At 41.4% G+C, this 11,111-nt stretch carries 14 protein-coding genes; 2 read left to right on the top strand and 12 right to left on the bottom strand.

All coding sequences use genetic code 11. The features are described 5' to 3' along the window. Nucleotides 1-8: 8 nt before the first annotated feature. Nucleotides 9-668, top strand: coding sequence for an MgtC/SapB family protein (locus ACS5PU_RS09550; RefSeq protein WP_439459060.1), 660 nt, complete (start codon nt 9-11; stop codon nt 666-668). Here the strand turns inward: ACS5PU_RS09550 and ACS5PU_RS09545 are convergent. After that, nucleotides 649-1,143 (bottom strand): RDD family protein, encoded by a 495-nt coding sequence (locus ACS5PU_RS09545; protein ID WP_439459059.1) that lies wholly within the window; start codon nt 1,141-1,143, stop codon nt 649-651. The genes ACS5PU_RS09550 and ACS5PU_RS09545 overlap by 20 nt on opposite strands. Before the next feature lie 113 nt (nt 1,144-1,256). On the opposite strand from ACS5PU_RS09545, the gene ACS5PU_RS09540 reads away from it, so the two are divergent. Then, entirely contained in the window at nt 1,257-2,684 is a 1,428-nt protein-coding gene (locus tag ACS5PU_RS09540; protein WP_439459058.1) for an L-serine ammonia-lyase, read from the top strand. 225 nt (nt 2,685-2,909) lie between these two features. Here ACS5PU_RS09540 and ACS5PU_RS09535 read toward each other — a convergent pair whose 3' ends face one another. The 11 genes from ACS5PU_RS09535 to ACS5PU_RS09485 form a co-directional block, all read right to left on the bottom strand. Next, the gene (locus ACS5PU_RS09535; RefSeq protein WP_439459057.1) at nt 2,910-3,821 is read right to left on the bottom strand and encodes an AEC family transporter; all 912 of its coding nucleotides are present in this window, start codon (nt 3,819-3,821) and stop codon (nt 2,910-2,912) included. A gap of 82 nt (nt 3,822-3,903) precedes the next feature. Next, complete coding sequence (locus ACS5PU_RS09530; protein ID WP_439459056.1) at nt 3,904-4,377, bottom strand: Dps family protein; 474 nt, start codon at nt 4,375-4,377, stop codon at nt 3,904-3,906. A 226-nt stretch (nt 4,378-4,603) separates the two neighbouring features. After that, a complete protein-coding gene (locus ACS5PU_RS09525) occupies nt 4,604-5,827 on the bottom strand; it encodes a DEAD/DEAH box helicase (protein ID WP_439459055.1) in 1,224 nt (407 codons plus the stop codon). Nucleotides 5,828-5,992: 165 nt separating this feature from the next. Beyond that, nucleotides 5,993-6,439, bottom strand: a complete 447-nt coding sequence (locus tag ACS5PU_RS09520) for an Hsp20/alpha crystallin family protein (RefSeq protein WP_439459054.1) — start codon at nt 6,437-6,439, stop codon at nt 5,993-5,995. A 12-nt stretch (nt 6,440-6,451) separates the two neighbouring features. After that, the gene (locus ACS5PU_RS09515; RefSeq protein WP_439459053.1) at nt 6,452-6,832 is read right to left on the bottom strand and encodes a hypothetical protein; all 381 of its coding nucleotides are present in this window, start codon (nt 6,830-6,832) and stop codon (nt 6,452-6,454) included. Nucleotides 6,833-6,836: 4 nt separating this feature from the next. Next, on the bottom strand, nt 6,837-7,073 hold the full coding sequence (locus tag ACS5PU_RS09510) for a hypothetical protein (RefSeq protein WP_439459052.1): 237 nt from the start codon (nt 7,071-7,073) through the stop codon (nt 6,837-6,839). Nucleotides 7,074-7,078: 5 nt separating this feature from the next. Further along, nucleotides 7,079-7,345, bottom strand: coding sequence for a hypothetical protein (locus tag ACS5PU_RS09505; RefSeq protein WP_439459051.1), 267 nt, complete (start codon nt 7,343-7,345; stop codon nt 7,079-7,081). 393 nt (nt 7,346-7,738) lie between these two features. Continuing rightward, on the bottom strand, nt 7,739-8,098 hold the full coding sequence (locus tag ACS5PU_RS09500; RefSeq protein WP_439459050.1) for a hypothetical protein: 360 nt from the start codon (nt 8,096-8,098) through the stop codon (nt 7,739-7,741). An 11-nt stretch (nt 8,099-8,109) separates the two neighbouring features. Continuing rightward, nucleotides 8,110-8,661 (bottom strand): RNA polymerase sigma factor, encoded by a 552-nt coding sequence (locus ACS5PU_RS09495; protein WP_439459049.1) that lies wholly within the window; start codon nt 8,659-8,661, stop codon nt 8,110-8,112. Nucleotides 8,662-9,149: 488 nt separating this feature from the next. Next, nucleotides 9,150-10,085, bottom strand: a complete 936-nt coding sequence (locus ACS5PU_RS09490; protein WP_439459048.1) for a TolB family protein — start codon at nt 10,083-10,085, stop codon at nt 9,150-9,152. Between the two features lie 195 nt (nt 10,086-10,280). Next, a complete protein-coding gene (locus tag ACS5PU_RS09485) occupies nt 10,281-11,042 on the bottom strand; it encodes a DUF4197 domain-containing protein (protein ID WP_439459047.1) in 762 nt (253 codons plus the stop codon). Nucleotides 11,043-11,111 lie beyond the last annotated feature (69 nt).

Genomic DNA, 11,111 nt, shown 5'->3' with positions numbered 1-11,111 from the left:
TCAAGGCAATGAACGATATTTTAGACAATAGCCATTTCATTACACAGAGTGAGGTAAATAAATTTTTACTGGCTACGCTGCTTTGCGGTATAATTGGTGCCGAACGCGAGTACAGAAGCAAATCTGCCGGATTAAAAACCATGATGATGATTGGCCTTGGGGCTACGTTGTTTACCATTTTATCCATCAAGATCGGGCCAACCAGTCAAGACCGTATTGCCTCCAACATTGTTACCGGAATCGGTTTTTTAGGTGCCGGGGTAATTTTTAAAGAAGAGAACAGGGTTAAGGGACTAACTACTGCCTGCATTATATGGATTGTTGCCGCAATTGGCATGGCTGTAGGTTCAGGCTACTACGAACAGGCCGTTGGTGTTACTTTTGTGGTGTTATTGGCGCTGATCATTTTCCCCTTTTTAGAAGAAATAGGCGACCGCCGTTTTACCAAAAGAGTTTACCGCATTGTGAAAAAACAGCACACCCATGGCGATTTAGAAAGCTATGAGGAAGTTTTTAGAGAAAGTAAACTCAAGCCGCAAAGGGGCAAACACCAATTGGTGAACAACATCATCACCGGAAACTGGATTGCCACCGGAACTCCAAAAAACCACCAGAAATTTGTAGAGCGGATGCTAAAAGATGATGAAATTATAGAGTTTGATTTCTAACTTCCCCGAACAGATCTACTTGCTGTTTCTGTAGCGCAACTTTCTTCTCCTCAATTACTAGCGTGTCCGACCAGGTATCGTGCCATGGCGCACAAGGATTTCCCAGGGCACTGAATACGTTGAAAGGAATAGCCCTGACCAAATTCCGGGTAAATGCCTTTTGAAAAGTAATGTCGCTACCATCAAGGTTTACCGCTTTTGTGCCGGTAATTAATTTTCCGATCGATTTCCCGTTCGACATTGCCTCCGTGAAGAACATAATGATACCATAAAACAACAATGAAATTAACCGTCCCCCTATTCCATCCAGTCCTTCAACCAAGCTTGGGTTAAAGATGCCAATAAGAATACCAATGCAGAACATGATGATATAAAACACAACCAGATCGATGAGGTAATTGGCAAATCGTTTCGAGGTGTTTGCGCGGCAGTAATCTAAATCGATTTCCTGATAACTGTTGTTGTTGAAATTCATTCGAGAGCGTTTATTTGTTGATGTAATAATAAAGAATACGGCACAGATTACAAAAAAATTTATTTATCCGAATCTCAAAAAACAATTATAGCTTTGCATAACTAACATGCTTCATGATCAAGGAACAAATCTCAGTTTTCGATATTTTTAAAATAGGCATAGGGCCATCCAGTTCGCACACACTAGGCCCATGGCGTGCAGCCCAACAATTTACAGCTTCGCTTGCCCAAAACAACCTGCTTAACGGTGTTGAGAGTATTAAAATATTACTTTATGGTTCATTGGCCAAAACGGGCAAAGGCCATGGAACTGATGTGGCCATTCTGTTGGGTTTAACCGGGGCCGATCCTGTAACATTTGATGTAGATGCGGTTACCCCTACCTTTGAGGGGATACAAAGAGATAAAAAACTAAATCTGGCCAATCACTTAGTTATTGATTTCGATTATACTGAAGACCTCCTTTTTCTCTTTGCCGAAAGCTTACCTTTCCATCCCAATGCCGTTACCTTTCAGGCATTTTTAAAGAACGGGAAAGCATTTTCAGAAACCTATTACTCTATTGGTGGTGGGTTTGTGGTAAAAGAAGGAGAAGATAACAGCAAAAAAGTCCAGGTAGATTTACCCTTTCCTGTAGAAAAAGCAAAAGAACTGCTGCACTGGTGCCTATCAACCGGCTTAAAAGTGAGCGAAATTGTAATGGAAAATGAACTGGCCTGGCGACCTGAGGCAGAAACCAAAAAAGGAATTTTGCAGCACTTTGCCGTAATGCGCGATTGTATTTACCGTGGCTGCCATACCACTGGTTTCTTACCTGGTGGGTTAGAAGTAGCAAGAAGGGCATTTCCATTAAATAAAAGATTAATTGGCAAAAGTGAATACAGCGATTACAATAGCTGGGTAACAGCCATTCGAAATGGAGGAAACGGATTTAACTATATTCTCGATTGGGTTAGCTGCTTCGCACTGGCAGTAAACGAAGAAAATGCTTCTTTCGGCCGCGTAGTTACTGCGCCAACAAACGGCGCGGCAGGTGTTATACCAGCCGTACTGCAATATTTTATTACTTTTTGCGATGGCTACAGCGAAGAAAAAATTATCCAGTTTGTGGCCTGTGCTTCAGAAATAGGCAGTATTTTTAAGAAAGGTGCCACCATATCGGCCGCAATGGGCGGATGCCAGGCAGAAATCGGCGTTTCGTCGGCCATGGCAGCAGCAGCACTAACAGAGTGCCTAGGCGGCTCGCAACGGCAGGTTTTAATGGCAGCAGAAATTGCCATGGAACACCACTTGGGCTTAACCTGCGATCCGATTGGAGGCTTGGTACAGATTCCATGCATAGAAAGGAATACCATGGGCGCCATCAAAGCCATTACAGCAAGTCAGCTGGCTTTACAGAGCAATCCGGATAAGGCAAAAGTGAGCCTGGATGCCGTGGTAAACACCATGTGGGAAACCGCTCTGGATATGAATGCAAAATACAAAGAAACATCAGATGGAGGTTTAGCAACCAATATTCCAATCAGTTTGCCTGAATGCTAAATTAAAACGGGTGCTGAGTGTTCAGCATTAAGCGGGGAAGGCTAGCGGAATGGAGATAGCTATATGCCTACCCATAATAGTGGGATTGCTTGGTACCTCGCAATGATGAAAAATTCATGTATCCGTGGCTAATCTTTTACTTGCAACCAGCAGACGGGGATTCCTCTTATGCGTACTTGGCGTGCTTCCTCGTTGCGTACTTCGCGGTTAAAAACAGCACTAAGTTTACACCAAGCCCGAATAAGTAAGCAACAACCACCATAAACCTGTAGTTACAAAACACAGCACAATCCCCACACCTACCACCAAGTTAGAGAGTTTAGAATTTAGGTTGTATTGATCGGCAACTACTCCTGCAGTTACCAGGGTTGGCATAGCCATTTCGAAAATGGTAATCTTGGTAATGATACCATTTAAGTTCAATAACACTGCAATGGCCAAAACCACAAGAGGTGCCAATATTAACTTGTACAATAAAGCAAAGCCGATATGTTTGAGCTCGCCAAACCAGCCGCCAAACTTAAGCTGTAAACCTATAGAAAACAAAGCCAGCGGGCCTACCGTTGCGGCAAGTTTTTCGAAAAGCGGTGTCAAGGGCGTAATATTGATCAAATGTGGGATGGTTAATGCCAAAACACAACCAATCAGCGGCGGGAATGTTAACACTTTTTTAACTACCAGCCCAGCACTCAATTTCTGGTTCTGCGACGAACGGATAGCCACCACGATACCAATGGTTGACAAAAGCATAAAGGTTACCTGATCGCAGATAATGGCTATAGCTTGATCTTTTTCGTTAAAATAAGCCGCAATTAATGGGAAGCCCAAAAAAGAAGTATTGCTTAAGGCACTAACTAATTTTAAGCCACCTGATGTGGCACGGCTTAACTTCTGCTGCCTGGTGTAAAGGCTAACAAATAACCAGCCGAACAACCATACACAAATGGGCGCCAGTGCCGGAAAAAGCAGCTCTTTGGTCCATGTAATGTGCGGCAAATACTTAAATGAAGCCGCAGGCAGCGCTATGTAGATAATCCAGGCATTAATACCCTTGTGCGCATCTTTGGCCAGTGTTTTACTTTTCCTGAAAAGAATGCCGGCAATAATACATAAGCCGATGAGAATAAAATTTGCCATTTAGTGAGGCAAAGATAGCTATAATAGAAAAGCGCCAATAAGATTTCAACCTATTGGCGTTCAAAAAAAATATTTTTACGGTTTATTTCAGATGCGCCCTTAAAAACCAGGCCATTTCTTCGTGTGTTTCCATTAAGCCCGTAATAAAATCGCTCGTTCCGGCATCGCCATAATCATTTGCAATTGGATTAATATTTCCCCTTATAAATTCGATTACGGTTTCATGGTCGGCAAGCAGATCTTTAATGTAGCCCAAGCTATCATTGTGTCTTTCGCTGTATTCGGTTAAATGGGTTAGCGCTAAAAAATTTTTGAGGGTTGCTGGTGCATAGTGACCAATTTTGCGGATACGCTCTGCAACACTATCAATAAATTCGTCTATCTGGTTGTACTGATCTTCAAAAAACTTATGCTTTGCCAAGAAATCAGCACCCTCTACATTCCAGTGTGCATTACGGGTTTTGGTATACAGCACATATTCATCTGCCAGTAATTTAGCAAGCTGTTCCGAAACTGCCTGTCTATTTTCAGCGGTTATTCCAATTTTTGCGTCCATTTTGATTGTATTTTGATTGTATTTTGATTAAGCTAATTTACTCTTATTAGTTGTCAAAACAGTTTATAGAATATCACGATAATGTTAAATAAACCACAAAAATCAGCCGCCTACTTGTAGAAAATCAGACAGTAAAAAGCCACAGATTTTCAACCTGAAAATCTGTGGCTCATATTTTATTTACGTTTCTTACAATCCTTTAACAGGATGACACTTTAAAAAGCAATTAACTTGTTGGTTTTGGTTTTTTCTTGTGCCAAACCCTTTTCTTACCATTATTTTTATGTTGAGGTTTTTTCTCCTCTACATGGGTAATTTCCATCACAGCAATATGATCGGGCAAAGGCATGCGTGGCACCTGTTTTTCAATCAGCTTTTCGATGTTATCAAACTTGCGCTTATCACGGCCGTTAACCAGGGTTATTGCAGTTCCTTTTGTTGCGGCCCTAGCCGTACGCCCAATGCGGTGCACATAATCTGCCGGATCACCAGGAACATCGTAATTGATTACCAGATCAACTCCTTCTACATCGATGCCGCGAGATAATACATCCGTTCCGATCAAAATAGGCAACCGGCGGTTTTTAAAAGCCAATAAAATATCTTCGCGTTCTTTCTGTCCCAAATCTGAGTGGAAGGCTTCTGCTTTAATGTTCAGCCCTTTAAAGGCTTTAAATAATGCTTTTACTTTCTCTTTTGTTGAGGCAAAAATGATACTGCTTTTATAGGTTCCATCTTTAAATAGATCGGTCAATAAAGCCTGTTTCTGTTGATCGTGGATATTGTAAGCCTGCTGGTCGATACCTTCTGCAGGTTTAGCAATAGAGATGGTAATCTGCTTAGGTTCGTGCAATATCCGGCCGGCCATGGTTCTTATTTTGGGCGCCATGGTAGCCGAGAACAACAAGGTCTGTCTCTTTTTGGGCAAATAGCTGATAATGCGGATAATATCATCATAAAAGCCCATATCCAACATCCTGTCGGCCTCATCCAAAATCAAATGCTGCAAATGCTCCAGTTTTAAAACCCCCGAAGATAAGTGCGCCATTAACCTGCCCGGTGTTGCAATAATAATATCCACACCTTCGCGCATCGATCTTTTCTGCTGCTCGTAGGCAATACCATCGCCCCCACCATAAACAGCCAGCGAGCTGATGTTCGTAAAGTAGGCAAGCGCCTCAACCTGCAGATCTATCTGCTGGGCAAGCTCGCGCGTTGGTGCTAAAATTAAAGTATTGTTATGCCTATCCTTCGCTTTGCTAATTTTATCCATAACGGGCAAAAGGTAGCTGGCGGTTTTTCCGGTACCTGTTTGGGCACAGGCAATTAGATCATGGTTATCTAAAATTACCGGAATGGCTTGTTCTTGTATGGGAGTAGCGCTTTTATACCCCATGGCCATCAGGCCTTCGTATAAATCGGGGTTAAAGTTAAAATCGTTAAAATTCAATCTGTTTGTTTTTGTATTTTAACAAAAGTACCTCAAATTAAGGCGAATAGCAAACGCGATTTGGGCTTATATGCTATTCATCTTATTTATTTTTGATATTGGCAGGCATAAAAACAAAAAAAGTCCCGATGGGCACCGGGACTTTGGAAATTATAATAGACAAAACTAGTCCACCAGAATATCTTTTGCCGGTGTGTTCGTTTCGGGGTTTTTAGGGAGTGTTACTTTCAAAATCCCATCCGCATAAGCAGCGGAAATCTGCTCGTTAAGCACTTTTCCGTTTAGGGCAAAGGCTCTTTCAAAAGTACCGTTGCTGTATTCCCTACGGGTAAACTGTTCGGCGGTTTCAGCTTCTTTAGCCTGATATGAAATGGTTAAAACATCATCCTTAGTGCTTACTTTTAAGTTTTCCTTAACCAATGCAGGTGCAAAAAGGTTGATAATAAAGCTGGTTTCGTTTTCTTCGATATTTACCGGAACGCGCCTAAAACCATGGTTAAACATTTCGTGTGCGTAACCAAAACGGCCGCCAAAGTGCCTGTTAAACCTGCCGCCCTTATGGCCGCAACCGCTATTTATTTTGCCTGTATGGCATCTATGTTCGTTGTACATGTTTTTTTTAATTTAATTGTTTACTATTTGTGTTTTGGGTATACCCAACAACTGGGTAATGATGTTTGCGTAAGGATAAGCGGGAGAAAAAACGGCATAATCGAATTTTAATCCCCTGATCTGCACTACGATATCATCAATAAATTTCATCGGCTCAAGCAAGGCGGTAATTAAGCCCGATCTTGGCTTTTCCTCATCTTGAGCTTTCTGAAAAATATTCAAATCCTGATTATAAGGCTTAAACTGGGCCCCGATACCTTCAATCGGTGTTTTAAACTCTTCTGAGCTGAAAAATGTGACCTTCTCCCCGCGCGTAATCAACTCGCTGGCCAGATCCAGGATTGGCTTAACATCTCCCTGAGATGGGCCACTTAAAAAGAGCACCTGCGACATACCGTTATCTTTTTACTTTGTTAAGGCTATCCATTCCGGTTATCGGTGTATCGGCCACATTCCGGTTATGATGATTGAAAGTGTGGTTTTTGTAATGCTCCTGGCTGCAATCGTGCTCATGGTAGTGCCTGTTTTTAAAGTCAAGCCTATCGCGGTATCCATTTTGTATAGCAAGTGCATTTAAGCTGTAAAATGTTGCGCCGGCAGCCGCTAAGGCCAATAATATTCTAAATGCTTTCATGGCTGTTAATAATTAATGTTAATGTGGTTAACTGTTCCATTTCCCTGTACTGTTGGCCTGTACCATTGATTATCGATCGGTACAATTGGGCTGTAATTATTTTCGAACCTGTTAAAGCGGCTGTGAAAATAACGGCGTTTTCTGCCAATAAATGCCCTAAATATTAAGCCGATCAAAATAGCGGCAAATATAAATTTGAATACGAATGGGATGAAGAAAGCGGTTGCACCAAGTACAATTCCGAATCCTATAGCTTTTAATATTTTTTTCATCTTCTGTTAGTATGATTTAATGGTAATCAATTCATAACCATCGAATTGTATTACATTGTTTATTTTCATTATTTATATAGGAAGACGCAGCAGCTTTATTTTTACTTTAAATTATTTTTAGTTTTTTTATTTATCGTGGCCTGATAGTTATCGGACGCTGTAGAGAATCTTTTATTTAGATCATTTTATTGAAAAACACGCTTTCCTTTTTCCGTTGTCTCATCCTGAACATAGTCAAAGGATCTTTTTTAAGCAAATTCACTTAAAATCAGCCTTGTTCCCGCGCAGGAGGGAATCGTAATGCCGTACGCTTTAAATTGGGCTGGAAACGACATCCAGGTTGAATGAGGTCCCCTTTAACAAAAAAAGCCCCGGCATAACCGAGGCTTTTAACTATTCTTTATTGCGGTGGTGGCCCCATCCGCCACACCTGCGTTTGTATTCTTCTTTAAATTTTGTCCGTTCCTCATCGTTCATGGCATCCCATTTGGCCCGCATGTTTTTTGCCCGCTCACGGAAACCATTATGCCCCTCGTGACCGCCTTTTTTAAAATTGCCAAATAGGATCCTGCAAAGTACCAGTAGCCCCAGTGCCTGCCAAAAATTTAACCGCCCCGCGTGTACAACTTCGGGCAAGATCCAATTCCACAGGTACATTACAATGTAACCCAGTGCAGTAGCAATCAATGCTACAACGGGTATAAAGAAAATGAATTTCTTGCCTCGATTAAGATTAAACTTTCTGTTTCTCATCTCCTGCAAATTTAATAATTGATAAATTCTTGATATAAATTCTGTAAACGGCTACGCAGGTGTTTAACCGCATAGCCCTTTCTTGATATTAAAGTTTTAATGTTTTCGCCGGTTTCATCGGCCAGTTCCTGAAATGTACGTTCTTCCAGTTCATTTTGCACAAATACATAGCGTTGGTTTTCCGGCAGTTCATCAAGCGCTAAAAAAAGCTGATCCCAGAATAGTTTTTTTAAGCTTTCTTCTTCGGGCGAATAAGATTCGGCGAGTAAAATTTCCCTGAAGTTAATTTCTCCGTCTTCGCCTTCAAAGCTAAAATCTTCTAAAAGCTCTTCTTTTTGCTTGCGGTACTTATCTGTTATTTTATTCCTGGCCACACGGTACAGCCAACCGCTAATCTGCTCTATGGCCCCTGCTTCTGGCTGGTTGCTAAGCTGAAACCAAACATCCTGCAAAATATCTTCCGCATCTTCATCTGTATTCACCCTTCCGCGGATGAAACTGAAAAGGCGCTTACCGTAGTTGGCAACTGCTGAAATGATATTTTGAGGTTCGTTTTTTGGCACTATTTATTGTTTGTAAACCAGTAAACGGATGAAACTCAATATTACTTTAAATTTTCTTTATTTTTTTGGCATCTTTCGAAATTTAACGGTAGGAATGATCAGAGGATGACTTCGAAAGCATAAAAAGGTCATATGTAATGATGGATTATTTCTATTTTTTGAAAATGAAGGGGCAGATTTTCTTGGCAGTCTGCAGCCCCGCTTTTCATTCCAAGTCCTCGCTGCGCTGTGGGCTTTCCATTGTAATCGGGTTTAAATACAACGTATCTGCACCCTACAACCGTTAAAATGAAATGCTATTCCGGCCACCTAGCCCCGGGTGTAGCGTTACCCTGCAGGGTTGAAGTATGAAACCCGAAGCGTATAAGCGGAACACGGGAAGGAACTTGATGAATTGCACAGGCCCTGCGCTCCGAAAAATAGAATCAATTCTACTTCCAAAGCACTTCTTTTCGGTCCCATTATCCACTCAAATCAGCAAGTTACAGCTACTTTAGTGCACCTGTTGGGTTAGTACCCTTATCCACAACGGCTTTACTGTTCCCGTTTAAATCGGTAACATAAATTTTCGATTGGGTAAATGGCTGCTCGGCGCCGCTGTAAAATATGCGGTCATCGGCCGTAACAAAAACATAAGGCACATTTAAACCTTTTGGCGAAAGGCGCGCTACTTTTTTACTGGCCAGATCTAAAACATAAACAGCTTCACTTGGTCCGGTTAATCCGGGTAAGGCATCGGTATTGCCTGCATTGAAAATCAGTTTCGCTCCATTTTTGGTATAAAAGAAGCGGTTACTGCTGGCAATGGATAAATCTTTGCCAATTAAACCAACAATGGGCTTGCTATCAATCAATTTCCCAGAAATATCGAAAGTATAAAGATTGGCAAGATCATGCCCAATAATTTCCATTTCGTTTTTCCAGGTTGGTGCATAAACGTTCAGGGCAGATGCGCTATCGAGCATTACATAACCCGAATTATCACTTTTAATCACCCCTATTTTCCAAAGGTTTTTCTTGTTAAAAATGTTAAAAGCAATGGCCTTACCATCTGCCGACCATACTGCCTGATAGTAATTGGTATTATTGACCAGCAGCTGAATCTGGCTTTTGCTTTCCATATCAGCAATCCAGATGCTTCTATGCCCTGCCGAATCGTTTACGGTATAGGCCAGTTTGTTCCCATCAGGAGAAATAGCCGGATCGGTTGCCCCACCAAACGAAATCTGTTTCATGGTATCGATACTGGTGGCTACAATCTTATCGCCATCTTGATACGCCAAAGCATAATTCTTAGCGCTTAAGGAAACGGTATCCAATATTGCTTTTGAGTTTTCCGCTCCTGATTTATTGTTGTTACAAGCGCCAAATAATACCGCGCATAAAATTAAAATACAAACTAATTTGCTGCTGATGTTCGTCATGCACAATTTTACAAATAGTTTTTCTTTATGCGGGTTCGAAAGGGGTGTATGAACAATTTTTTACCTGGTACAAACTAATGGGCGGTCCGTGAGGACACGAACCAAGGCGATATGGGTTCGAAAGTATAAATGGGCGATATTGACTTGGCCTAAACAAATTCGTGGTTCGTGTCTTCACGAACCACGGCACATCACTTATATCTTCTTCTTATCGGCGTAGCCAAATACTTTTTGCAATAAAGTACTGCTTCTTGAGCTCAGGTTACCCCTAATTTTCAGTTCTTCTTTAGCTACTTCGACAAACAAACCATCTATTGCTTTTTGGGTAACATATTCGGTTAAATTGGTATTGACAGGCCTAACCAATGGCAGTTTATTGTACTGTGTGGTTAAATCGCTGTAATATTTGGTGGCATTCACCTTATTTAAACTCGTAGTTACAATCGGACTAAACTTCTGCATCAGTTGGGCAGTGGTTACCCGTTTAAAATATTCGGTAGCTGCATTGTTGTTTCCCAACAAAATATTGGTTGCATCAGTTAAGGTCATCTGTTTAATGGCCGAAATAAAAATTGGTTTGGCTTCTGTAGCTGCATCTTCAGCCGCCCGGTTTAAACTCACAATTACATTATCGCAAAGCTTGTTTAAACCAATCCCGCGTAATGTTCTTTCTACTTTTTGGGCCTCTGGCGGCATTAAAATCTTAACGGCCAGGTTTCCTAAAAATCCATCCTTAACCGAAAGCCTGTCTGCACCCGCAGAAACGCCGATCTGCAGGGCTTCTTTTATGCCCTGACCGATTTCAAAGGTAGATGGCGTACCTGATGCGCTTGATGTAGTACCCTGTTTTTCGGTTACCTTCTTAAAAATATCGCTCAGTTTAATCTGTGCGCTAACATTTAAACTTGCAAACACCAGCGTAGCCAAGGTTGCAGATAAAATCGTGTGTTTTTTCATTGTGTGTGTTTAATCTTTGTTAGCAAAACAGTTGCCATAAATTTTGACCATCAGGCGGTTTTCTCAAAT

It is taken from the genome of Pedobacter sp. GSP4 (assembly GCF_051857575.1).
In the GTDB taxonomy this organism is placed as follows: Bacteria; Bacteroidota; Bacteroidia; order Sphingobacteriales; family Sphingobacteriaceae; genus Pedobacter.
The sequence above is the reverse complement of the archived record's forward strand: the minus strand, read 5'-3'. Positions and strand labels throughout refer to the sequence as shown.

Bases quoted from the DNA above. Each gene is read 5' to 3' on its own strand.
- ACS5PU_RS09505 (WP_439459051.1), bottom strand. From the start codon at position 7,345: ATGAAAAAAATATTAAAAGCTATAGGATTCGGAATTGTACTTGGTGCA.
- ACS5PU_RS09515 (WP_439459053.1), bottom strand. From the start codon at position 6,832: ATGTCGCAGGTGCTCTTTTTAAGTGGCCCATCTCAGGGAGATGTTAAG.
- ACS5PU_RS09485 (WP_439459047.1), bottom strand. From the start codon at position 11,042: ATGAAAAAACACACGATTTTATCTGCAACCTTGGCTACGCTGGTGTTT.
- ACS5PU_RS09530 (WP_439459056.1), bottom strand. From the start codon at position 4,377: ATGGACGCAAAAATTGGAATAACCGCTGAAAATAGACAGGCAGTTTCG.
- ACS5PU_RS09550 (WP_439459060.1), top strand. From the start codon at position 9: ATGAACGATATTTTAGACAATAGCCATTTCATTACACAGAGTGAGGTA.
- ACS5PU_RS09490 (WP_439459048.1), bottom strand. From the start codon at position 10,085: ATGACGAACATCAGCAGCAAATTAGTTTGTATTTTAATTTTATGCGCG.
- ACS5PU_RS09510 (WP_439459052.1), bottom strand. From the start codon at position 7,073: ATGAAAGCATTTAGAATATTATTGGCCTTAGCGGCTGCCGGCGCAACA.
- ACS5PU_RS09520 (WP_439459054.1), bottom strand. From the start codon at position 6,439: ATGTACAACGAACATAGATGCCATACAGGCAAAATAAATAGCGGTTGC.
- ACS5PU_RS09500 (WP_439459050.1), bottom strand. From the start codon at position 8,098: ATGAGAAACAGAAAGTTTAATCTTAATCGAGGCAAGAAATTCATTTTC.
- ACS5PU_RS09540 (WP_439459058.1), top strand. From the start codon at position 1,257: ATGATCAAGGAACAAATCTCAGTTTTCGATATTTTTAAAATAGGCATA.
- ACS5PU_RS09535 (WP_439459057.1), bottom strand. From the start codon at position 3,821: ATGGCAAATTTTATTCTCATCGGCTTATGTATTATTGCCGGCATTCTT.
- ACS5PU_RS09545 (WP_439459059.1), bottom strand. From the start codon at position 1,143: ATGAATTTCAACAACAACAGTTATCAGGAAATCGATTTAGATTACTGC.